Source organism: Flavobacterium sp. (assembly GCF_040402955.1).
GTDB lineage: Bacteria > Bacteroidota > Bacteroidia > Flavobacteriales > Flavobacteriaceae > Flavobacterium.
Window position 1 is genome coordinate 109,081 of record NZ_JBBALQ010000004.1, and the last position, 23,592, is coordinate 132,672.

General features: G+C 31.6%; 22 protein-coding genes. 8 read left to right on the top strand and 14 right to left on the bottom strand.

Annotated features, from left to right (window positions below):
- Window positions 1–4: 4 nt before the first annotated feature.
- Window positions 5–1,045 carry a formimidoylglutamase gene (locus ABWP78_RS03770; protein ID WP_353169226.1) on the bottom strand — a complete coding sequence of 347 codons (1,041 nt, stop codon included), beginning with the start codon at window positions 1,043–1,045 and terminating at the stop codon, window positions 5–7.
- A 116-nt stretch (window positions 1,046–1,161) separates the two neighbouring features.
- Between ABWP78_RS03770 and ABWP78_RS03775 the strand changes: the two genes are divergently transcribed.
- Window positions 1,162–2,058, top strand: coding sequence for a DUF8428 domain-containing protein (locus tag ABWP78_RS03775; RefSeq protein WP_353169228.1), 897 nt, complete (start codon window positions 1,162–1,164; stop codon window positions 2,056–2,058).
- Between the two features lie 61 nt (window positions 2,059–2,119).
- Here the strand turns inward: ABWP78_RS03775 and ABWP78_RS03780 are convergent, their stop codons facing one another.
- From ABWP78_RS03780 to rsfS, 7 genes are all read right to left on the bottom strand, one after another.
- On the bottom strand, window positions 2,120–2,893 hold the full coding sequence (locus ABWP78_RS03780; protein WP_353169230.1) for a superoxide dismutase: 774 nt from the start codon (window positions 2,891–2,893) through the stop codon (window positions 2,120–2,122).
- 45 nt (window positions 2,894–2,938) lie between these two features.
- Entirely contained in the window at window positions 2,939–3,223 is a 285-nt protein-coding gene (locus ABWP78_RS03785; RefSeq protein ID WP_353169233.1) for an acyl-CoA-binding protein, read from the bottom strand.
- Window positions 3,224–3,886 carry a phosphatidylserine decarboxylase family protein gene (locus ABWP78_RS03790; RefSeq protein WP_353169235.1) on the bottom strand — a complete coding sequence of 221 codons (663 nt, stop codon included), beginning with the start codon at window positions 3,884–3,886 and terminating at the stop codon, window positions 3,224–3,226.
- The gene (locus ABWP78_RS03795; RefSeq protein WP_353169237.1) at window positions 3,879–4,682 is read right to left on the bottom strand and encodes a phosphatidate cytidylyltransferase; all 804 of its coding nucleotides are present in this window, start codon (window positions 4,680–4,682) and stop codon (window positions 3,879–3,881) included. The genes ABWP78_RS03790 and ABWP78_RS03795 overlap by 8 nt, the downstream gene beginning before the upstream one ends.
- Before the next feature lies 1 nt (window position 4,683).
- Window positions 4,684–5,286 (bottom strand): LUD domain-containing protein, encoded by a 603-nt coding sequence (locus ABWP78_RS03800; protein ID WP_353169238.1) that lies wholly within the window; start codon window positions 5,284–5,286, stop codon window positions 4,684–4,686.
- Between the two features lie 97 nt (window positions 5,287–5,383).
- Entirely contained in the window at window positions 5,384–7,363 is a 1,980-nt protein-coding gene (ftsH, locus tag ABWP78_RS03805; RefSeq protein ID WP_353169241.1) for an ATP-dependent zinc metalloprotease FtsH, read from the bottom strand.
- Window positions 7,364–7,371: 8 nt separating this feature from the next.
- Entirely contained in the window at window positions 7,372–7,740 is a 369-nt protein-coding gene (rsfS, locus tag ABWP78_RS03810; RefSeq protein ID WP_353169244.1) for a ribosome silencing factor, read from the bottom strand.
- An 84-nt stretch (window positions 7,741–7,824) separates the two neighbouring features.
- On the opposite strand from rsfS, the gene ABWP78_RS03815 reads away from it, so the two are divergent.
- The 4 genes from ABWP78_RS03815 (at window position 7,825) to ABWP78_RS03830 (ending at window position 13,189) form a co-directional block, all read left to right on the top strand.
- Window positions 7,825–8,556, top strand: coding sequence for a biotin--[acetyl-CoA-carboxylase] ligase (locus ABWP78_RS03815; RefSeq protein ID WP_353169247.1), 732 nt, complete (start codon window positions 7,825–7,827; stop codon window positions 8,554–8,556).
- Between the two features lie 97 nt (window positions 8,557–8,653).
- Window positions 8,654–11,854 carry a cytochrome c biogenesis protein gene (locus ABWP78_RS03820; RefSeq protein ID WP_353169249.1) on the top strand — a complete coding sequence of 1,067 codons (3,201 nt, stop codon included), beginning with the start codon at window positions 8,654–8,656 and terminating at the stop codon, window positions 11,852–11,854.
- A gap of 21 nt (window positions 11,855–11,875) precedes the next feature.
- A complete protein-coding gene (locus ABWP78_RS03825; RefSeq protein ID WP_353169251.1) occupies window positions 11,876–12,484 on the top strand; it encodes a murein L,D-transpeptidase catalytic domain-containing protein in 609 nt (202 codons plus the stop codon).
- A 69-nt stretch (window positions 12,485–12,553) separates the two neighbouring features.
- Window positions 12,554–13,189, top strand: a complete 636-nt coding sequence (locus tag ABWP78_RS03830; protein WP_353169253.1) for a glutathione peroxidase — start codon at window positions 12,554–12,556, stop codon at window positions 13,187–13,189.
- 72 nt (window positions 13,190–13,261) lie between these two features.
- Here the strand turns inward: ABWP78_RS03830 and ABWP78_RS03835 are convergent, their stop codons facing one another.
- A complete protein-coding gene (locus ABWP78_RS03835; RefSeq protein WP_353169255.1) occupies window positions 13,262–13,756 on the bottom strand; it encodes a GNAT family N-acetyltransferase in 495 nt (164 codons plus the stop codon).
- 139 nt (window positions 13,757–13,895) lie between these two features.
- On the opposite strand from ABWP78_RS03835, the gene menD reads away from it, so the two are divergent.
- On the top strand, window positions 13,896–15,557 hold the full coding sequence (gene menD, locus ABWP78_RS03840; protein ID WP_353169257.1) for a 2-succinyl-5-enolpyruvyl-6-hydroxy-3-cyclohexene-1-carboxylic-acid synthase: 1,662 nt from the start codon (window positions 13,896–13,898) through the stop codon (window positions 15,555–15,557).
- Between the two features lie 58 nt (window positions 15,558–15,615).
- Here menD and ABWP78_RS03845 read toward each other — a convergent pair whose 3' ends face one another.
- Together ABWP78_RS03845 and ABWP78_RS03850 are read right to left on the bottom strand one after the other, a co-directional pair.
- A complete protein-coding gene (locus ABWP78_RS03845) occupies window positions 15,616–16,116 on the bottom strand; it encodes a DUF1456 family protein (protein ID WP_353169258.1) in 501 nt (166 codons plus the stop codon).
- A 43-nt stretch (window positions 16,117–16,159) separates the two neighbouring features.
- The gene (locus ABWP78_RS03850; protein WP_353169260.1) at window positions 16,160–16,954 is read right to left on the bottom strand and encodes an alpha/beta hydrolase; all 795 of its coding nucleotides are present in this window, start codon (window positions 16,952–16,954) and stop codon (window positions 16,160–16,162) included.
- A 40-nt stretch (window positions 16,955–16,994) separates the two neighbouring features.
- Here ABWP78_RS03850 and ABWP78_RS03855 point away from each other — a divergent pair, with 40 nt between their 5' ends.
- On the top strand, window positions 16,995–17,396 hold the full coding sequence (locus ABWP78_RS03855; RefSeq protein ID WP_353169262.1) for a tellurite resistance TerB family protein: 402 nt from the start codon (window positions 16,995–16,997) through the stop codon (window positions 17,394–17,396).
- Between the two features lie 55 nt (window positions 17,397–17,451).
- Here ABWP78_RS03855 and rimO read toward each other — a convergent pair whose 3' ends face one another.
- The 3 genes from rimO to ABWP78_RS03870 all read right to left on the bottom strand — a co-directional run bounded on the left by rimO (window position 17,452) and on the right by ABWP78_RS03870 (window position 21,763).
- A complete protein-coding gene (rimO, locus tag ABWP78_RS03860; protein WP_353169263.1) occupies window positions 17,452–18,762 on the bottom strand; it encodes a 30S ribosomal protein S12 methylthiotransferase RimO in 1,311 nt (436 codons plus the stop codon).
- A 250-nt stretch (window positions 18,763–19,012) separates the two neighbouring features.
- On the bottom strand, window positions 19,013–20,512 hold the full coding sequence (locus ABWP78_RS03865) for an OmpP1/FadL family transporter (protein WP_353169265.1): 1,500 nt from the start codon (window positions 20,510–20,512) through the stop codon (window positions 19,013–19,015).
- 159 nt (window positions 20,513–20,671) lie between these two features.
- Window positions 20,672–21,763, bottom strand: coding sequence for a hypothetical protein (locus ABWP78_RS03870; RefSeq protein WP_353169268.1), 1,092 nt, complete (start codon window positions 21,761–21,763; stop codon window positions 20,672–20,674).
- A gap of 96 nt (window positions 21,764–21,859) precedes the next feature.
- On the opposite strand from ABWP78_RS03870, the gene proS reads away from it, so the two are divergent.
- Window positions 21,860–23,338 carry a proline--tRNA ligase gene (gene proS, locus ABWP78_RS03875; RefSeq protein WP_353169270.1) on the top strand — a complete coding sequence of 493 codons (1,479 nt, stop codon included), beginning with the start codon at window positions 21,860–21,862 and terminating at the stop codon, window positions 23,336–23,338.
- Window positions 23,339–23,592 lie beyond the last annotated feature (254 nt).

Genomic DNA, 23,592 nt, shown 5'->3' on the forward strand with positions numbered 1-23,592 from the left:
TTTTTTAGTTTTCCTCTGTTTTTTTACTTTTTATAAAATCTAAAATTAATGTTGCAATTAATTTTCCTGTTAAATGATTATTGTTCGATAAATCTAAGTCAGGCGCCCCTTCACAAATGTGTAAATAACTGGCATGTTCTTCTTTTCCAGCTAAATGAATAAAATGTCTTGCTTTTTCAACGCTAAAACCGCTAAGCGTCATGGCACTGCTATGAATGTTGGGAAGCGCGTCTAAATCAAGTTCAATTCCGAATGGCGTATTACAAATGAATTTTATCGCTTGGGTGATTTCTGTAGTAAAACTTTTTGTTTTTCGCACCGCTATTTCTTCATATGTTACATATTTTACACGTTCTTCAATGGTTTTTAAGGTGTCGAATACACTTTTTGATACGAAATTTTCGTGTAAACCGAATATAAAATATTTTTTTAAGAATCCTTCCTCGAACGCATACGTAAAACCATTTCCGCTATGTCTACCTTCCATAATTCTAAAATCGGTGTGAGCATCATAATTTACAGCATTTACCGGCATTCCTTTTGCTAATGCTAAACCTTTTATATTCCCATAGGCATTGTTATGACCGCCTCCTATAATTATTGGTATTTTATTAGCTTTTATTATGGTGCTTATTACAAATGAAACATCTTTATCTATATTTTCTACCAATTGAAATAATTTTTTTCGGTCTACTTTGTTTTGAGTATCCAAAGTTTTAGAAATCTTCATTTCTTCGGAAAAATTTATTTCACCTAACACAATTAATTCACTGCCTTTACAAAATTTATTGTGTTGAAAATTTACTAAGCTTTTTAGGGTGCTATCAAAAGCAGAAGCAGCACCCGTTCTGCCCAAATTAGCTTTAATTCCAATGTCTTCGGGTAGTCCGATCAAAACAAATTTTGCTTCGGAAAGCGTTATAAATTCAATCCAATTTTCTTCAATCGGAACCGTAAGAATTTTTTCGCCAAACTTAATTTCGCCACTTCGATGTTGTGTGATTTTAGCTATATCTCTAGAACTGAATACGTTTAATTTATCCATTTTTTGTTTTAAAAGTGTTTTCAAATATAATATTTTAAAGATACATTACGTTATATAGTAATATAAATAAATAAAATTTTATTTTTGTGTGAAATTTAAATAAAATCAAATTAAAAATGGAGTTAAATCAATCAAATTCTAGAAATTCAGGGTTAAAAGTTGTTGTATTAATCTTAGTCTTATTGTTAATGGGAATTTTGGCTTATGTATATAAGTTACAACAAGATAAAGATGCGGTAGATTCAAGTTTATCTAAAACGCTAACGGAGAAAGAAAAATTTCAAGCAGAATTGGAATCAAAAATAGCGGAGTATGATATAGCAATTGCTGATAATACTGCTTTGAAAGGAGAATTGGAAGAAGAACAAGCTAAGATCATGGAATTGTTAGAGAAAATTAAAAAATCTGACGGAAGTGTAGCTGAATTGTCTAAATATAAAACGCAATACGTAAAACTAAAACGCGAAATGGATAATTTAATTGCCGAAAACAATGTATTGAAAGAAAATAATTCTAAATTAACTAAAAACTTAGATAGTACAAATGTAGTTTTAACAAATGCAAAATCGGCAAATGATACATTAGTTACTAAAAACGAAAATTTATCAAAAACAGTTGAAAAAGCACAACGATTATCGGTTTTAAATTTAACTACTTTAGCAGTAAAGCAAAAAGGTTCTGGAAAACAGATTAATACGGATAAGGCTAGTAGAGCTGATGTTATAAAAATCGGTTTCACGATTGCCGAAAATCAGGTAGCAAAAACAGGTGATAGAACGTATTACATTCAAGTTATAGATAGTAAAAACAATGTTTTAGGCGAAAAGAAAACCGAAACTTTTGGTGCTACTTATTTACCATATAGTTTTCAGAAAACTATTAAATATGAAAACAAAACTGTACAAGTTCAAGAAGATTTATCAGTAAAAAATATTACATCAGGTACTTATTTTGTTAATGTATTTGATAAAAAAGGAGAATTGGTTTCAAAAAGTAGTTTTCAACTGAGATAATTAATTTAACTTCTATTTTTTAAAAGAGAAACGCCTCAATTATTGAAACGTTTCTCTTTTTTTATTCTGTTATACTTGCGGATTCTTTGAATTTTTCATTTACTTTTTTCCAGTTAATAACATTAAAGAACGCATTAACATAGTCTTTTCTTTTGTTTTGATATTTAATATAATAGGCGTGTTCCCATACATCAAGAGCTAAAACAGGTGTGCCTTTTTTTTCTGCATTTGGCATTAAAGGATTGTCTTGATTAGCTGTTGTTGTGATGACTAATTTCCCTGAATTATCTTTTATAAGCCAAACCCATCCCGAGCCAAATAATTTTGTGGCACTTTCTGAAAATTCATTTTTAAACGATTCAAAGGATCCAAAATCTTTGTTTATGGCTTCTAAAACTTCGTCAGTTGCATCGCCATTGTTAATACTTAATATTTCAAAAAATAAATTGTGATTGTAATAGCCTCCTGCATTATTTCTAACGTCTGATTTACTTGTATCTAATTTTTTTAGAATTTCTTCTATAGATTTAGATGACAAATCAGTTTCTTTTATAGCGGCATTCAGTTTGTTACAATATGCCAAATGATGTTTCGAATAATGTAACTCCATTGTAGCAGCATCAATAAAGGGTTCTAAACTATTATACGAATAGGGTAGGCCATTCATTTGAAAAGCACCTTCTTCATCTTCAGCTTGCACATCATTTGGATTTCCTAAAGTGGTTTTTTCAACTTTTTCTGGTTCAGGAATGGTAACTTCTATAAGTTCTTTTTCTTTTTTACAACTAGTACTTAAAATGGAAATTAGTAATAATACAAGGATTTTATTTTTCATTTTTAAGGATTTTTAGGTTTTACAAAAATAAAAAAAAGATACACATTACTGTCTATCTTTTAGCATTTGATTTATTATTTCAATATATTTTTCTTTGGCTTCGTTGGCAGTTAAATGCCTCACTTGCATCCAGGCGTTTTGTTTAAAAGCGGTAATAACTTCGTCCGATTCATAGCCGTGATGACTATAGCTTATGTTCTCGGAAAGCGCTTGTTTGTAATAGGCATAAAGCACTAATTGCACGTCTTGAGGTACAGAAGTTTTAGGAATTTTTTCATTGGCGTTTTGAATTGCTTCCTTGAATCTTTCATCTAAAGATAATTCACTCATTTATTTTTTCGAAATTATAGTTTTGTTTCCAATAGCTTTGTCACCTAATTTAACATTGATAGGCGTTCCAATCGGAAAATATAAATCTACTCTAGATCCGAATTTAATAAAACCAGCATCTTCACCTTGAATTACGGTCATACCAACTTCGGCATAATTTACAATTCTTTTCGCTAATGCACCTGCAATTTGACGGTACATAATATCGCCATATACATTATTTTCAATAACAATTGTGGTACGTTCGTTTTCTTCGCTAGCTTTTGGATGCCATGCTACTAAAAATTTTCCTGGATGGTATTTGCTGTATTTTACAATCCCATTTAAAGCATATCGAGTTACATGTACATTAATTGGTGACATGAAAATAGAAACCATTAATCTTTTGTCTTTAAAATATTCAGATTCGTATACTTCTTCAATTACTACAACTTTTCCATCAACGGGTGCCAATACATGATTATCACTAATAGCAGCAATTCGAGTTGGGTTCCTAAAAAACTGAAGAATTAGTACTAAAAATCCCAAAAGGACTACTTGTAAAATTTTGCAAATTATAATGTTATTTTCGTGAAATAAATGGTCTATACCAAAAATACCTAAAGCGGTAATTAAAGTTGAAATTAATATAATCTTGGCGCCTTCTGGATGAAACTTAAGCATAATAAAAATGAATTAAATATAAAATATATAAAAAAGGAATAACAAAAATAGCACTATCTAATCGGTCTAAAATACCTCCATGACCAGGCATAATATTACCACTATCTTTTACACCTGCTTCTCTTTTAAATTTAGATTCAACTAAATCGCCAAGTGTGCCAAATATTGAAATAATTAATGCGGTGATAATCCACAAAGCTACACTAAAAAAAGTATAAAATTGACTAATTAGTATAGAAGCTAATATAGTAAAAACAACTCCGCCAATAAAACCTTCAATTGTTTTTTTTGGAGAAACTCGTTCAAGTAATTTATGTTTTCCAATTGATTTTCCTACTAAATAAGCAAAAGTGTCATTACACCAAATCATAATAAACATAGCTAAAACAATTTCATATTTTGCAGGATTTATAAAATTTGGCAAGGAAAGTAACAGAATAAAAGGCAATGTAATGTATAGGAAAAAATGACTATAAGTTTTGTGGTATTTATGAAATGATATATTTTTAAATAAATTTATCAATAATAAAATATTAAATCCTACACAACCAATTGAAATATAAAATAAATTTAATGGTGGTAACTGACTTAATGAGAAAAGTATAGAAATTAAAATACCACCAATGGCAAATAAAAAATAATATTTATAATTGGTCATTTTTGAAAATTCATAAATGCTTAAACACATAAAAACTGTGAATAATATATGAAATGTTATTGGAGAAAATAACGTACAGAAAACAAGTAATGCAATATAAATAGCACCACTAATAGCTCTTGTTACATTTTCAGTCATTTTATAAATCTTCTAGTAGAATTAAGTATAAGTTTTTATGGCAACTTCCATAATGAAGAAAATCTTCTTCTTTTGTTTTTTCAAAATACTTAATAGCAGTAATATTTGTAGGGTATTCTTTGTCGTATTTTGTTTTGATATTTCTTAATCCATCGCCTTTTGTCATTAGCAGTTGGCTGGTTGAAGCATATACGATAATATTGGTAGGTAATTCGTCTATTTTAAATTGTTTTAATTGTTTGGATGAAAATAAAATAGACCCTTCATCAGCAATTAAGTTTTCGCAAGCAGTAAAAAAGAAAGACGGATTTGCAGCATTTTTATACTCAAGTCGGTTTTCATCAAGAAAATTATAAAGTCTCGAATCAAAACATTGTACCTCATTTTCAAACCAATCATTTTCTTCTAAAATATTTTCAAAGTTTTCATGGGCTTCTTCCATATTCGAACAGTAAATAAATTTTCCGCCATTATTTTTAAAATTAATGGTGAACAATTCATCAACAGGCGTATTTATGTCCGGTGCATATTGGCTAGTTTCGAAGTTTTTTTCCTGATTAACAGCTTCGTCTTGTTTGCCAAATATCTTTTTGAAAATATTCATTTTGTATCTGTAACAATCCTTAAACGTCAAATATAAAAAAATCTTAACTTAAAATCACTTTCAAATTAAGATTTTTTTACAATATTTTGTTAATAACTTATTCAGTTGCAATTTCTGAATCTGTTTCTGCAATTATTTCTGACATTGTTTCAGGTTTTTCTTCTTCAATATCATAAGGTCTCTTGCCAAAAATAGTTTCTAAATCGTCTTTAAAAATAACTTCTTTGTCAATTAAAACAGCTGCCAAAGCCTCAAGTTTTATTCTGTTTTCAGTTAAAATAGAAATGGCTCTTTGATATTGTTCTTCTATTAAACCTGAAATCTCAGCATCAATTACTTTTGCTGTATCATCTGAATAAGGTTTCGAAAAATTATAATCTGATTGTCCTGATGAATCGTAATACGTAATATTTCCAATTTTATCATTCAGACCATAAATGGTAACCATAGCACGAGCTTGTTTTGTTACTTTTTCTAAATCTGAAAGTGCACCGGTTGAAATTTTATCGAAAACAACTTTCTCAGCAGCTCTTCCACCCATTGTAGCACACATTTCGTCTAACATTTGTTCTGTTCTAACGATTTGTCTTTCTTCGGGTAAATACCATGCGGCACCCAAACTTTGCCCACGAGGTACGATAGTTACTTTTACTAAAGGCGCCGCGTGTTGTAACATCCAACTTACGGTAGCATGACCCGCTTCATGAATGGCAATTGCGTGTTTTTCTTCTTTGGTAATAATTTTATTTTTCTTTTCTAAACCGCCTACAATTCTGTCAACTGCGTCTAAAAAGTCTTGTTTGTCAACTGCTTTTTTGTTTTTTCTTGCTGCAACTAAAGCGGCTTCATTACAAACATTAGCAATATCAGCACCAGAAAATCCAGGAGTTTGTTTCGCTAAAAATTCAGTATCTAAAGTTTCTGCTTTTGTAATTGGTTTTAAATGCACCTCAAATATTTCCTTACGTTCTCTAATATCTGGTAAATCTACATAAATTTGTCTATCAAAACGTCCTGCACGCATTAAAGCTTTGTCTAAAACATCGGCTCTGTTTGTGGCTGCTAATACAATTACATTAGAATTGGTTCCGAATCCGTCCATTTCAGTTAATAATTGATTTAGCGTATTTTCTCTTTCGTCGTTACCGCCAGACATATTGTTTTTACCACGGGCTCTTCCTACTGCATCAATTTCATCAATAAAAATAATAGCAGGTGCTTTTTCTTTGGCTTGTTTAAATAAATCTCTAACACGAGACGCACCAACACCTACAAACATTTCTACAAAATCAGATCCTGATAAAGAGAAGAAAGGTACATTAGCTTCACCTGCTACGGCTTTGGCAAGTAAGGTTTTTCCTGTTCCTGGAGGCCCTACTAATAAGGCACCTTTTGGAATTTTACCACCAATACTTGTGAATTTTTCAGGTGTTTTAAGGAATTCTACAATTTCTTGAATTTCTTCTTTTGCACCCTCTAAACCTGCTACGTTTTCAAAAGTAACTTTTACATCATTTTTTTCATCAAATAATTTAGCTTTAGATTTTCCAATGCTAAATATTTGTCCACCACCACCTGGTCCACCAGCCATTCTTTTAGAAATAAAATAGAAAAACCCGATGAAAATTAAGGTTGGTAATAACAAACCTATCCAATCACCCCAATTGCCTGTTGGTTGAATATCATAAGCAGAAATTAACTTACTTTTTTTCGCTTCTTTTAATTCGTTTTGAAAAAGTTCCAAACTTCCTACGTCTTTAACTAAATAATGCGGGCCTTTTTCTTTGGTTACTTTTTTTAATTCTTCATCTTTAGAGGCAACGTATGCCGCTTTTTTTAAGGTAACTTCAGCCGTATTACCAGATGTGCTAGTTAAGATATCTACTTTTTCAATTTGATTTTTGTTCAATAAATCATAAAAAGAAGAAATAGAGGTCGATTTCGGATAATTCATATCGAAACCACCATTAAAAAAATTAATTAGCAATATCACAGAAATGGCTAAAATTGGAAAAAACCAAGGGCCAAGTTTCACTACCTTTATAATAGGTTTGTTTTTGTTTTCGTTTTCTGACATAATTGGGTTTAAAATTTATTTGCAATTGACGTAATTTTAGCATCACCCCAAAGACTTTCAATGTTATAATATTCTCTAATGTGTTTTTGAAAAACATGAACAACTACACTTACATAGTCCATCAATACCCACTCGCCAACATCTGTTCCTTCAATATGCCAAGGTTTGTCTTTTAATTCTTTAGATACTCCTTTTTGTACAGAACTTACAATTGCATTTACCTGTGTATTCGAATTTCCATTGCAAATGACAAAATAATCACAAACGCTATTTTCAATTTCTCTTAAATCAAGAATATCAATATCTAATCCTTTTACATCTTCAATTCCTTTGATGATACTTGCTAGTAAATCATCAGTGCTAATATTTTTCGTCATCTATTATTTGTTCGTTTTATGCAAAGGTATCATTTTTTGTCTTTATTTTTGTAACTTAAATTAAGTAATCATTAAATTTCTTCTATGCATATTATCAAACTCAATGCCATTGATTCTACAAACACTTACTTAAAAGAATTGTCAGCCAAACAAACGGTTGCTAATTTCACTGTTGTAGTAGCTGAAAACCAAACGAATGGGAGAGGACAACGTGCTGCAAATTGGGAAGCGGAAGAAGGTAAAAACTTAACATTCAGCGTTTTGGTAAAAGATGTGTTGTTAAATGTGGAGGAAGTGTTTAATTTAAATATTATAGTAGCTGTCAGTCTTTTACAGACGTTTATTCAGCTGAAAATTTCATATTTAGCTATCAAATGGGCAAACGACATTTTGGCAGATAAAAAGAAAATTTGTGGTATTTTAATTGAAAATCAGTTTAAAAGTGGTTCGGAGATACTTTCTATTGTTGGGATTGGTATAAATGTGAATCAAGAACATTTTATCAATTTACCGCAAGCCACGTCTTTAAAAAATTGTACAAATCAAGAATTTAATAAAGATGAGATTTTGTTGCTTTTTTTAAACCAATTTCAAAGTAACCTGAATTTATATAAAAATGAAGGTGCTGCCTATTTTTGGAATTTGTACCACGAAAATTTATTTAAAAAAGATGCCCCAATGGCTTTTGAAAATGCTGATAAAGTTAAATTTATGGGAAGTATCAAACAAGTTTTACCAAACGGTTTGTTGCAATTAGAATTGGAAGACGACTCGTTACAATTATTTGATATCAAACAACTAAAAATGTTGTATTAAATAGTAATCTAAAAACAGGTATTAAATTTTGTTAAAATAGCACCAGTTTATTTTCTTATTCTGTACATTTGCACCACTTATATAAAGACTACATTTTATGTTACAAAAATTACTTTCCGCACTATATTCTACACGCCTAATGGCACTTTTGTTTATTGGTTTTGCCGCAGCAATGGTAGCAGGAACATTTATTGAAGACGCCTATAACACAGAAACTGCCAGGATTTGGATTTATAACGCCTGGTGGTTTGAGGCCATTATGGTGTTTTTTGTAATTAATTTTTTCGGAAATATTAAACGCTACCAATTGTATAAAAAAGAAAAATGGGCTACTTTAATTATGCATTTGTCTTGGATTTTTATAATTGTGGGTGCTTTTGTTACCAGATACATTAGTTATGAAGGAATGATGCCCATTCGTGAAGGGGCTGCTTCTAATACGGTTTATTCAGACATGCCCTATTTAACCACTTTTGTAGATGGTGAATATATGGGTGAAATGAAACGAAAAACGATGGAAAATCAGTTATTACTTTCACAAGCTGCTGATAACTCATTTCAAATTTCTAATACATTTTCAGATATTCCATATAAAATTGAATTGCAAGAATTTATTATGAATGCCGTTCAGACATTTAAACCCGATTCCAAAGGAAAGTTATACATAAAATTAGTTGAAGCCATTGCCGGAACTAGAAAAGAGCATTTTCTTGTTGAAGGCGAAGTAAAAAATATTAGTAATGTACTTTTTGCATTCAATAAATTTACACAAGGTGCCATTAACATTACAAAAGCTGCCGAAAATTATACAATTCAAACGCCTTTTGATGGCAATTTTATGCGAATGGCAGATAAAATGCAAGGCACAATTGCAAAAGACAAGACAAGCGAGTTGATGTTCCGTTCATTATATAATGCTGGTGGAAGTCAGTTTGTGTTTCCAGAATTGGCTCAAAAAGGGCAGGTTGTTTTAGCATCTAATAACGACTATAAAGACAAAAAAACGGATGATGCCATTATTGTTAAAGTCACTTCTCAAAACAAAGAAGAAGTTGTTACACTAATGGGTTCAAAAGGAAAACAAGGTGAACCAAAAAGTTTTAAAATTGGAAAATTAGATTTCACATTAATGTATGGAAGTAAAGTGCATACACTTCCTTTTTCAATTAAATTGAATGATTTCGTAGCCGAAAAATATCCTGGAACCGAAAAAAGTTATTCAGCTTTTAAAAGTAAAATCGAAATTCAAGATAAAGAAAAATCAAAAACATTTACGGATAGTGTTTTTATGAATCATATTTTAGACTATAGAGAATTTCGTTTCTTTCAAGCTAGCTTTGATGAAGACGAAAAAGGAACCGTACTTTCTGTAAACCATGATTTCTGGGGAACTTGGATCACTTACATCGGATATTTTTTATTATACTTCGCAATGTTGGCCATTTTATTTGATAGAAACACACGATTTAATGATTTGAGAATAAAGTTAGAAAAAATTCGTGCTAAAAAAGCCTCTTTAGTAGCTGTTTTATTCTTTTTTGGATTATTTGGTTTTGCCCAAGATAATCCCACTAATCACGAAGGACATAATCACGGAACCGACCCACACCAAAATGAAACTTCGGCACAAAAGCCCAAAATGCCAACAGCTGCAGAATCTTTAAAAGAAATAAAAAAGTACATGGTTTCTGCCGAACATGCAGAAAAATTTGGGCGCCTTGTGATTCAAGATGTGAGTGGAAGAATGAAACCTGTAAACACATTTTCGTCTGAATTATTAAGAAAAGTTTCTAAAAATGATACGTTTGAAGGATTTACTTCAGATCAGGTTTTGATTTCTATGAATCAGTTTCCTGAGTTCTGGTATCAAATTCCAATAGTTTACTTGAAAACAGGAAACGACAGCATTCGTAAAATTATTGGTATTGATGCAGAAGCAAAATATGCTCCATTAATTAGTTTTTTCGATGATTTCGGAAATTATAAATTGCAAAAACAAACGGATGAAGCTTATAAAGAAGCAGTTCCCAATCAATTTCAAAAAGATTTTTTGGAGGCTGATAAAAAAGTAAATTTGTTGTATTCAGCAATTAGTGGTCAAATTTTACGATTTTTCCCACTTCCAAATGATTCAAATAATAAATGGGCTTCATTTTTAGAATTGCAACATCCAACGAAAACCAATTTAGATGTCATAAAAAACATCATTCCTTTTTATTTTAGTGAAGCGGCAAAAGCCTCACAATCTAAAGACTATAAAAGTGCAGAAAGTTTATTAAAAGGATTATCTGATTACCAAAAGAAATTTGGTGGAAAAGTCATGCTTTCGGATGATAAATTAGAGGCAGAAGTTCAGTACAACAAATACGATATTTTCAAGAAATTATTCTCGTGGTACATGTATGCTGGTGTTTTGATGTTTGTATTTGTAATTGTTCAAATTTTTAATAAGAAGAAATGGGTAAATTATGTGGTAAAATTTTTCCAAGGAACTATTGTTTTACTATTTTTTCTACATTTAGCTGGATTAGTTGTTCGTTGGTATATTTCTGGTCACGCACCTTGGTCTGACGCGTATGAAAGTATGATTTATGTAGCTTGGGCAACAATGTTTTTTGGTGTAGCTTTCGGAAGAAAATCAGAACTTACTATTGCATCAACTGCCTTTGTAACCGCTATGATATTAATGGTGGCGCATTGGAATTGGATGGATCCAAGTATTGCCAATTTACAACCGGTTTTAAATTCATATTGGTTAATGATTCACGTAGCTGTAATCGTAGCGAGTTATGGCCCGTTTACTTTAGCTATGATTTTGGGATTGGTAGCTTTATTTTTAATGATTTTCACCAATAGCAATAACAAAGCCAAAATGGAATTGAACATTAAAGAAATTACCTATATCAATGAATTAGCTTTAACTGTAGGTCTAGTTATGTTAACTATCGGAAATTTCCTTGGCGGACAATGGGCGAATGAAAGCTGGGGACGTTATTGGGGTTGGGATCCAAAAGAAACTTGGGCTTTAATTAGTATTATGGTGTATGCATTTGTAATTCATGCTCGTTTTGTGCCTGCTTTACGAGGTTTATTTGCCTATAACTTTATGTCGGTTTTAGCCTTTGCAAGTATTTTAATGACGTATTTTGGAGTGAATTTCCACTTAAGCGGCAAGCATTCGTATGCTTCTGGAGAATCGCAAAATGTGGTGTATTATTTATATGCATTAGTAATTGTTTTGGTAATTTCTACAATTGCATATATTCAGTATAAGAAATTGTATAAGAAGAAAAAATAATTATTTATATAATATTAAGATATGAAGAATAAAATAATTTTAGTTTTAACTATTTTAGGATTCGTATATTTGTGTAATTTCTATCATACTACTAATATAAAAGATACTAAAAAATTAGTAAATATTTCAGAAAGAACTTTCAATAAAGCTAATGAAATAAAAACATTTCTAAAAAAGAATACTAAATATAATAAGGATGTAATTTTTCTTTTAGATATGAAAATTCCATCTAATAAATATCGCTTTTTTGTTTTTGATATAAAGAAAAATACAGTCACAGATTTTGGTTTAGTTGTTCATGGTTCAGGTTCGAAAACAAAAACAGATGAATTAAAATTTAGTAATATGGATGGTTCGTTGATGACTTCTTTAGGTAAATATTATATAGGAAATTCATACAATGGAACGTTTGGTAAAGCATATAAAATGTATGGTTTAGACACTTCTAACAGCTATGCTTTTGCAAGAAATATTGTTTTACATTCTCACAAAAAAATGCCTTATAATGAACAAAAATCTCCAATTGTACTAAGTTGGGGTTGTCCGATGCTAAACAATAAGTTTTATTTGCGAATTCAAAATATTTTGGATAAATCTGACAAAAAGATTTTACTTTATATTTATTATTGACACTTTTAACCCAACATTAACTTTTGTTTTCTAAAACATTTCATATATTTGATTTTAAATAAATTGTTTATGAAACTATTTCACACGTTTACTGGCGTAGTATTAATTTTATTGGCTTGTAATACCAAATCGGAAGAAAAAAAATCAGAAAACTGGGAACATTTCGTTGAAAACACAAACGAAAATGGTTCAGTAAAAACTCCAAAAACAAACACAATGGAACAAGGTTCAATTTATACTTTTAAAGTAAAAGATTTATCAGGAAACGAATTTGATTTTGCTGCTTTAAAAGGCAAAAAAATCTTAATTGTAAATACGGCTTCTGAATGTGGATTAACACCTCAATATGAGCAATTACAAGCGGTTTATGAAAAATACAAAGACAGTAATTTTGTAATTGTAGGTTTTCCAGCAAACAATTTTGGTGCACAAGAACCAGGTACAAATGCTGAAATTGGTGCCTTTTGTAAAAAGAATTACGGCGTAACTTTTCCTATGATGGAAAAAATTTCCGTTAAAGGTAGCAATATGCACGTTTTGTATCAGTTTTTAACTCAAAAAAGTAAAAACGGGTTAAAAGACAGCGAAGTAGAATGGAATTTTCAAAAATATTTAATTGATGAAAAAGGACATTTAGCAGCGGTTATGTCGCCAAGAGTTTTACCAAATGATACTTCAATTACCAATTGGATTGAAGGAAAATAAACTTAGTATTCAGTGTTCAGTTTTTAGTAGGCAGTAACTAATCACTGCAAACTGAACACTGAACACTTTTTTTTAAAGTATCTTCTGCATAAAAACAGAATGCAACCAGCGGTCAAATTTAAAACCAGATTCTTTAATGAAGCCTGCTTTTTCAAATCCAAATTTTTCGTGAAAAGCAATACTACTTTCATTTTCCGAATCAATAACGCCAATCATCGTATGTAGATTTTGCTTTTTTGCCAATTTTATTAATTCAGTAAGTAATAATTTTCCTATTCCTTTTCCGATATTTTTTTTCTTGGCATACACCGAATGTTCCACTGTGAATTTATACGCCTCTCTAAATCGAAATTCACTATAATAGCCAAATCCAACAATCTCATCAGCTACTTTTACAACAATAATTGGAAACCCTTTTTGCAATTTATCGTCAAAAATGGCTAATTGTTGTGTTAAAGTTCTCTGTTCATAATCGTATAAAGCGGTACCAGTCAAAATTTGATCATTAATAATTTCAAGTATAGCTGGACAATCTTCCGATTGATACGTTTGAATTGTTGGGTTCATTTTAGTATTTATTTATGATATAAAAATATAAAAAAATGTGTATTTATTAGTAAATTTGTAACTAACATTTTTAAATACTTAAAAAGTTAGTTTTTACATTAAAACGTACCAAATTTTGTGTTTATTTTATAGCATCACTTTGAAAACCAATTTATATCCAAAAATACCATTAGCGCAAGCGGTGATTGAAATTTTTCGTCAAATAGAAATTCAGCATATTGTAATTTCTCCAGGATCGAGAAATGCCCCTTTGACTATGGGATTTACCAATCAGGAAGGTTTTACGTGTTATAGCATTGCTGATGAACGTTGTGCTGCTTTTTTTGCTTTAGGTTTGGCACATCAATTACAGAAACCTGTTGCGGTTGTTTGTACTTCAGGTTCGGCAGTATTAAATTATTATCCTGCAGTTGCGGAAGCATTTTATAGCCAAATTCCTTTGCTTATCGTTTCGGCAGACAGACCAAAAAATAAAATTGATATTGGTGACGGACAAACCATTCGTCAAGAAAATGTATTTGCGAATCATATTGTTTTTTCTGCGAATTTAACTGAAAATGCTTCAGCGCAGAACGATAATCTTATTGTTTCTGCTATAGAAACAGCTATTTTAAAGAAAGGTCCAGCTCACATAAATGTTCCGTTTGAGGAACCTTTATATGAAACACTTTTAGAACCAACTTATGTTCCGAAAACTAATTTTTCAACCAATGAAGATGCGGAGTTTACTTTAGATGCGAAATTCATTTCAGAATGGCAGTCGGCCAATAAGAAATTAATTTTAGTAGGCGAGTTGGTACCAAATGCAATCGAACAAAAATATATTGAATCCTTAGCTAAAGACGAAAGTGTATTGGTGCTTTTAGAAAAAACATCTAATTTGCATCATCCTACTTTTATTGATAGAATTGATACTTTAGTTTCAACGTTTTCTGAAGAAGAAAAGCTTAATTTTCAGCCAGATATTTTGTTAACTTTTGGTGGTATGGTAGTTTCTAAACGAATAAAATCGTTGTTGCGAAATTATCAGCCAAAGCAACATTGGCATATTGATGAAATTAGGGCTTATGATACATTTGGTTGTTTATCGAAGCACTTCAAGACGTCTATTTCGGAATTTTTTAAACAGTTATTAAATGATGATTTAAAAACTTCGTCAAGTTATCAGTCTCATTTTCAAGCCATTTGGCAAGAAAGATTAGTAAAACACGAAAAGTATATGTCGGAAATTCCATTTTCAGATTTTAAAGTTTTCGATTTTTTAAGTCGAAATTTACCTGAGAATATTCAGTTACAAGTGAGTAATAGTTCGCCAATTCGATATTTGCAATTGGTGGCGTTGCCTAAAACAATTGAGGTATTTAGTAATCGGGGTACAAGTGGTATTGACGGAAGTACATCAACTGCAATTGGAGCTGCTGTAGCAAATAAAAAACCTTCAATCTTAATAACTGGCGATGTTAGTTTTCTATACGATAGCAACGCTTTATGGAATAATTATATTCCAAAGAATTTTAAAATTATTTTAATTAACAACAGTGGCGGCGGTATTTTTAGAATATTACCTGGTCATGAAGAAACGGAAACATTTAATACTTTTTTTGAAACCTCACACCAGTTAACTGCGGAACAATTGGCCAAAATGTATGCATTTGAATATACTTCAGTCCAAAACGAAAACGAATTGCATTCTGTTTGGGATTCTTTTATTTCGAACAATAATAAACCATCAATTTTAGAGATTTTTACCCCAGAAAAAATAAATGATATTGTTTTATTAGATTACTTTAAGGATTTGTAATTCAGATTCTTATATATACAATAAATAAAAAATCCTCAACACTATTGAGGATTTATATCTATTTTTTTCCGTCTTTAAATTTAAATTTTTCAACTGGATTTTGTTTCGCAGGTTTTTTATCGTTGCCAAATTTATTTTTTCCGAACGCAGGCTTTTTATCTGAACTTTCACCTGTTTTTGGTTTAAACTCTTTTTTGTCGCCAGTTCTTGGTTTAAACTGTGTTTTACTATCCGTTTTATTATAAGGTTTTTTCGGTTCGTAAATGGTTTTTTCGGTTCGTTCAGTTTGTGTTTCGTAATCTTTGTGCGATTTAATTACTTCTCGTGGGTTTTTTGGGTTTTCCTTCGTACCACGTAAATGAATAATTAATCCGTTTAAGAAATTACGAAGTACTTGGTCGCCACATTCCATAAAATTAGCGTGGTCTTCCGCGCGGAAAATATCACCTAATTCGCCTTTCGACATTTTAAAATCGACTAAGTTTAAAATTTCAACTATTTGGTCGTCACGTAATTGTAAAGCCACACGTAGTTTTTTGAAGATATCGTTGTTATTCATTTTATTATTTATTGTTAGTTGCGACTTTCGACTTTCATCATTTTTAGAAAAGCCAAAGATACGCTTTTGCAAACGCATTTCGCCATAATTTTTCGTTATGTTCACCCTCTTTAACAATTACTGATTTATTTAGCTTTTTGCATTCACAGCGTTTTGAATTGATAAGTGTTTCCATTTCTTTCATATCAGAAACCATTGCACCGCTATCTTCTTTATCGCCACAAAGCAAATAAATTTTGGTAGTAAATTTTGGTGTTTCTTCCATTTTCTGAAAAATTTCTTTTTTGTTAATCCAAAAAGCAGGCGAGAAGCAACCTACTTTTCCAAAAACCTCTGGATATTGCAAAGCTGCGTAAAAAGAAACCAATCCACCGAGTGAACTGCCCCAAATACAAGTGTTTTTTGCATTTGTTTTGGTTCTGTAGGTTGAATCAATATGAGGTTTTACTGTTTTTACAATAAATTCTAAGTAGGCATTGGCATTTCCGCCGCCATATTTTTCGTTTTTATACGGAGTAAGTTCGTCTATGCGTTTTTCATTTCCGTGTTCAATACTAATTATAATGACTTTGGCTTTCAAACTATCTAAAGTTTCGTCAATGTTCCATTCTCCAGCATATGAAGCTGCTGCATCAAATAAATTTTGAGCATCGTGCATATAAATTACAGGATATTTTTTATTGGATTTTTCGTAATTTAAAGGTAAATACACCCAAATATTCTTTTTAGTTTCTAATTGCGGTGCTTCAATTTCAAATGTGAAATATCGGTTTTGTGCTTCCGTTTTCGTAATAGAAATCAAAAAAAAGAATAGAAATAGTCTTAAAAATTGTTGCATTTTTTTATATTTGAAGAATAGTATAAAAGTAATAATTTTGATGGAAACTACTCAAGAAAAAATTAGTTTGTTGCAAGAAATGATTTCGTTTGCTTTAATTGACGGCGAATTGCACGATAAAGAATATGATTTTATTGAAATTGTAGCGTACGAATTGGGAATTGATAAAGCTACTTTATTGAAATTATATGAAAATAAAGGTGAAGTTAAAGTAATAAAAGACGAAATGAACCGTATTTGTCAGTTTTATCGTTTGGCTTTATTAATGCGTTGTGATAATGTTTTGCATGAACGTGAAATTATAAAAATTAATGAAATTGGCATTCATATGGGACTAAATCCCAATGCGATGAAACGCGTTTTAAAACTAATTGAAGAGTCACCAAATCATATCGTTGACGCACATACATTAATTGCTATTTTCAGTGAACAACTGAATTAGGTTTTCTTTAGGGTAAAAGGCAAAAGGTATAAGTAAAAAGGTTTAGAGTTTACTTTTATACCGGCTCCGCATACAAATCAAATTCTGTAGCGTCAATGATTTTTAAATTTACGAAATCGCCTGTTTTTAAATAGAATTTTGAAGCGTCAATTAATACTTCATTATCTACATCAGGACTATCAAATTCCGTTCTTCCTACAAAATGTTCGCCTTCTTTTCTGTCAATTACACATTTAAATGTTTGTCCAATTTTTTCTTGATTTAATTCCCAAGAAATTTGTGCTTGAATATCCATAATTTGTGCTGCTCGGTATTGTTTTACTTCTTCAGGCACATCGTCTTCTAATAAATAGGCGTGCGTGTTTTCCTCGTGAGAATAGGTAAAGCAACCCAAACGTTCGAAACGCATTTCCTCAACCCAATTTTTAAGAATATTGAAATCTTCTTCAGTTTCGCCAGGATAACCCACAATTAAAGTCGTTCTAATGGTCATTTCTGGAACTAACGCTCTAAATTCTTGAATTAAATTCGTCGTTTTTTCTTGAGTCGTTCCACGTCGCATCGATTTTAAAATGCTATCTGAAATATGTTGTAACGGAATATCTAAATAGTTACAAATTTTTGGTTCGCGTTTCATTAATTCTAGAACGTCCATAGGAAAACCAGTAGGGAAGGCATAATGTAATCGAATCCATTCAATTCCTTCCACTTTTACTAAGGCTTCTAAAAGTTCCGCTAAGTTTCTTTTTTTGTATAAATCTAAACCGTAATAGGTTAAATCTTGTGCAATTAAAATTAATTCTTTAACTCCATTTTTTGCTAATTTCTCAGCTTCAATCACCAAATGTTCAATAGGAGTAGACTTGTGTTTTCCTCTCATTAGTGGAATTGCACAAAAACTACAAGGTCGGTCGCAACCTTCAGCAATTTTTAAATAGGCGTAATTTTTTGGCGTTGTGGTTAAACGTTCTCCAATTAATTCGTGTTTATAATCTGCACCTAATGCTTTTAATAGTAAAGGTAATTCTGTAGTACCAAAAAACTGATCAATATTTGGAATTTCTTTTTCTAAATCGGGTCTGTATCGTTCAGATAAACAACCTGTAACAAAAACTTTATCTACTAAACCTTGTTCTTTTTTTTCGGCATATTCTAAAATTGTATTTATCGATTCTTCTTTTGCATTATCAATAAACCCACATGTATTAATTACTATGATATTTCCTTCGTCTTGAGTAGCTTCGTGTGTTACTTCTTTTCCGTTGGCACGAAGTTGTCCCATTAAAACTTCACTATCATATACGTTTTTAGAACAACCTAAGGTAATGACGTTGATTTTATTTCTCTTTAAAGACTTCGTTCTCATAGTATTTGTTTTATTTCAGGGTGCAAAAATACTAATTTTTATTGGAACACAACGTTTTGTCATCTCAATTAACAATGTTTGGCTTTTGGCTAAATCTTTTATTTTTGTTGTCTAAAGTTTTCGAAGGCAACAAAAACAAAAGGAAATCGCTTCACCTAAGTCTATATAAACATTTGGTTTTTTATAACCAGAACTAACATCTCTAAAAAAAACCTGACAGGATTAACTGTAATAAGTAATTGTTTTAAAATTAAAAATTCACCACATACGTTAAAGTGACATTATTGTTTTTATTTTTAATTCTTGCCGTATCATTTAAGCCAGAGGTTAATAAGGTTTCTGTTCTTGCACGATTTTCGTTTGTGTAAGAAATATCTAATTTAGAATCTCCGAAATTATATCCTAAGCCACTAGAATAACTCGTTAAATCACCAAAAGCGAGGTCAACTTTATATGGACTTTGTTCGAAACGGTAACCAGCTCTAACACTCCATTGTTTTATTTTGTATTCTCCACCAACTCGAAGTTCGTAAGTATCTTGTAACTCGTTTTTAATTTGCGTGTTTAAACTACTGTAAATAATTTCTTTAGTAGGCTTAAATTGTGTTTTAGCATAGTTTCTACTGATGTAATCCACACTTAACAATCCTTTTTTACCAAATAAAACAGTCCCACTTGCGCTTAATTTACCTGGTGTTTGAATTTTATAGGTTGGATATACGTTTACAGCATTTGGATTTACGAATGCCTGATTCATTGACGTATTTGTAGCATTATAATAATTTGTAGAAATTGCTTGTGTTAATTCATCATTTAAGCGATACCAAGTTGGTGTTTCGTATGCCAATCCTAAACGAATATTTTGATTTGCTTTGAAAATTGCTCCAAAATTCATCGAAAATCCAGAACCATATGTGTATACTTCGTTATTAAAACGTGCCGTGTCAATGCTAAATCCAGTAGTATAAAAAGCGTTTAAATTGCTTTCGTATAATGAGGAAGATCTTAAATAATCTGTAAAATGAAAATTCATATTCATACCTACATATAATCGGTCTTCGTAAGCACCAGAAAAGTTCATAGTAAATTTCCCATTATAACCCTTGGCTTGTATGGTGTTTTTATGAAAATATTTTCCTCCACTTGGCACATTGGTATAATAATTATCAGTTGCGGAGTCATAATCAATCAGATACGAATCGTAACCTAAAAGGGCTTGTTGGTCAATGAAATCTAAATCTTCATAATAATTTCCTGCAATATTACCAGTTCTGGCATTTGCAAAACGTAAAAAATAACTATCCATTGAATTGTATGGATTTGTCCCTTCACTTACAATAAAGTCATCAAAATTATTGGCATTTTCGTAATTCAACCCTAAAGCGAATTTTTTCCAACCACTTTTTGTTTGATTGTCATTAAAAACAAAAACGGCACCTAATTGATTGATGTCTAAAGAGTTTTCATTTGTTTTGCTATTTGTTCCAAAATAATTAGCCGTATTACTTTTGTTAAAGCTAGAAAGCGATATGGTAGCTTGATTGTAATTAAAAATTGAAGATCCTGCCGGATTATCATTTATAGCTGACAAATCGCCTCCAATAGCACCAAATGCGCCACCCATTGCTCTGTATCTGGCAGTTCCATTTAAATTTTGTATGCCATAACGTAATGCATCCGACATATTGGTTTCTTGAGCGCTAACTGTAAAAGCACTTCCAATTAATAAAGAAAATAGTATCTTTTTCATATGTTTAAATTTTATTTTTTAGCGATAACATATGGTATCGCTTTTTTAATTATCGGTGTTTGCTTGCACAAACTTTTTGTTAATGGCGATTTCATATGTATAAAATTATATTTTTAACCTGCCTGAAAGTTGCAAGCAGGTATTTTTTCAATTTGTTTATTATCTTCCTCCACGACCGCCGCCACCAGATCTTCCACCTCCGCCAGTAGAGCCACCTCCACTACCAGAGCTTCTTCCGCCACCAAAGTCGGAACTTCTTGGTGTAGATATTGTTCTTGGTGCTTCACTTCTAGGAGTTTCATTTCTAGGAGTGTAGGTTCTTGGTTCTGAGGTTTGAGTTCTTGGAGTTCCAGTATTTGTATTTCCTCTTGGATTATACGTTCTTGGATCAGAAATCGGTGTTCTTGGCGTTCCTGTATTTGTGTTTCCTCTTGGAGTGAAAGTTCTCGGTTCTGATACTTGTGTTCTGGGTGTCCCGATTGCATTTCCTCTTGTTTGACCAATTTGAGTTCTAGGGCTTCCAATACTATTTCCTAATCTTCCAGAAGCAATTCTTCCAGAATTACCATTGTTGTTTATGTAGCCACCACGCGGTCCATTATTATGTACAACATTTCTGCCACTGCCACTATACCAACCATTACCATAATAACCGTTGTTCCAACCATTACCGTACCAACCGTTCATACCCCAGTTGTTGCCATACCAGCCATTCCAACCCCAGTTGTTATAACCCCAACCGTTACCGTACCAACTGTTTCCATACCAACCGTTCATTCCCCATCCATTCATTCCCCAGTTGTTACCGTACCAGTTATTGTAACCCCAGCCGTTTCCATACCAATTATTGTAACCCCAGCCATTTCCATACCATCCCGAATTTCCGTATACATTCAAAGTGATATTGCTAGTTTGGTTTTCGCCCCATCCACCATAACTAGTACTATTTTCTTGTACATATACTGTGTCAGGTGCTGATGAATAGTTGTCTACATCTGTTAAAACTTGAGTAGTCCCAAAATCTTCTTTCATACTTTTAAATTGTTGGGCATACGCATTATTGTTCGAGCCTGAACTGGTTTCATTTTGTAACGCTCGTTTAGTTTTTTCTGATTTATCAGGACCATACACACCATCATCATCATAATACGATGAATTTTGGTACGAACCACAACTTACTACTGTGATAGCACCTACAATTAGACTTAAAATTCTAAGTGTTTTTAGCTGAAAAATACAATTTGTTTTCATAAGTATAAATTTTTATTGTTGGTCTTTGCAAAATTAAGTAGTTTTGTACCACTAAATCAATACAAATTAAACAAATTTTGTGCCAATATTATAAAAATGAGTAAAAATTTAACAACTAGAAGCGAAGATTATTCTGCATGGTATAACGAATTGGTCGTAAAGGCTGATTTAGCTGAGAATTCAGGGGTAAGAGGTTGTATGGTAATTAAACCATATGGCTATGCAATTTGGGAAAAAATGCAGGCAGAATTAGATAAAATGTTTAAAGAAACCGGTCATAGTAATGCTTATTTTCCATTATTTGTTCCAAAAAGCATGTTTGAAGCCGAAGAAAAAAACGCAGAAGGCTTTGCAAAAGAATGTGCTATAGTTACTCATTACAGATTAAAAAACGATCCAGATAAACCAGGTAAATTAATGGTTGATCCAAATGCAAAGTTAGAAGAAGAACTAATTGTTCGCCCAACATCTGAAGCTATAATCTGGAGTACCTATAAAGGATGGGTGCAATCATATAGAGATTTACCATTATTAATTAACCAATGGGCAAATGTAGTGCGTTGGGAAATGAGAACGCGTTTGTTTTTAAGAACCGCCGAATTTTTATGGCAAGAAGGGCATACCGCACATGCTACAAAAGCTGAAGCAATAGAAGAATCAGAAAAAATGATGCATGTATATGCTGATTTTGCCGAAAATTTTATGGCTATTCCAGTTGTAAAAGGATTAAAAACAGAAACAGAACGTTTTGCTGGAGCAGATGAAACGTATTGTATAGAGGCATTAATGCAAGACGGAAAGGCATTACAAGCTGGTACTTCGCACTTTTTAGGTCAAAATTTCGCTAAAGCATTTGATGTAAAATTCACTAATCAAGAAGGGAAGCAGGAGTATGTATGGGGAACTTCTTGGGGCGTTTCTACTCGTTTAATGGGTGCTTTGGTTATGACACATTCAGATGATAATGGATTAGTATTGCCTCCAAATGTAGCGCCAATTCAAGTTGTTATCGTTCCGATTTTTAGAACCGACGAAGAATTTGATGCAATTTCTGAAGTAGCAAATGGTTTAGTAGCGCAATTTAAAAAATTAAATATTTCTGTAAAATTTGATAATAGAACCACACAAAAACCTGGTTTTAAATTTGCAGAATGGGAATTAAAAGGCGTGCCAGTTCGTTTAGCAATTGGTCCGAAAGATCTAGAAAACGGAACTTTTGAAGTGGCACGAAGAGATACTTTAACCAAAGAAGTAAAACCTGCGGATGGAATTGTATCGTATATTCAAGATTTATTAGAGCAAATTCAGAAAGATTTATTTAATAAAGCTATAGATTATAGAACCGAACATACTACAGAAGTGAATTCGTATGCTGAATTTAAAGATGTTTTAGAACATAAAACAGGTTTTGTTTCTGCGCATTGGGATGGAACCGCGGCAACCGAAGAGAAAATAAAAGAGGAAACCAAAGCAACGATTAGATGTATACCTTTAGATAGAGTAGAAGAGACTGGAGTTTGTATTTTCTCTGGAGCACCATCAAAAGGAAGGGTTTTATTTGCAAAAGCATATTAATCGATTTAAGATTTACAATTTAAGATTTACAATTTAAGATTTACGATTTGGAAATTGAGATTTTGAATTTATATTTTCGATTAATCTTATATAAATAAAGCATTAAACGAAGGTTTTCAAAAAAACTGAAAATTTTCACATTAGGTATTGCACAAATAAAAAATAGTTGTATTTTTGCACTCGCATTACGGAAATGTAATGGTCCGTTCGTCTATCGGTTAGGACGCCAGGTTTTCATCCTGGTAAGAGGGGTT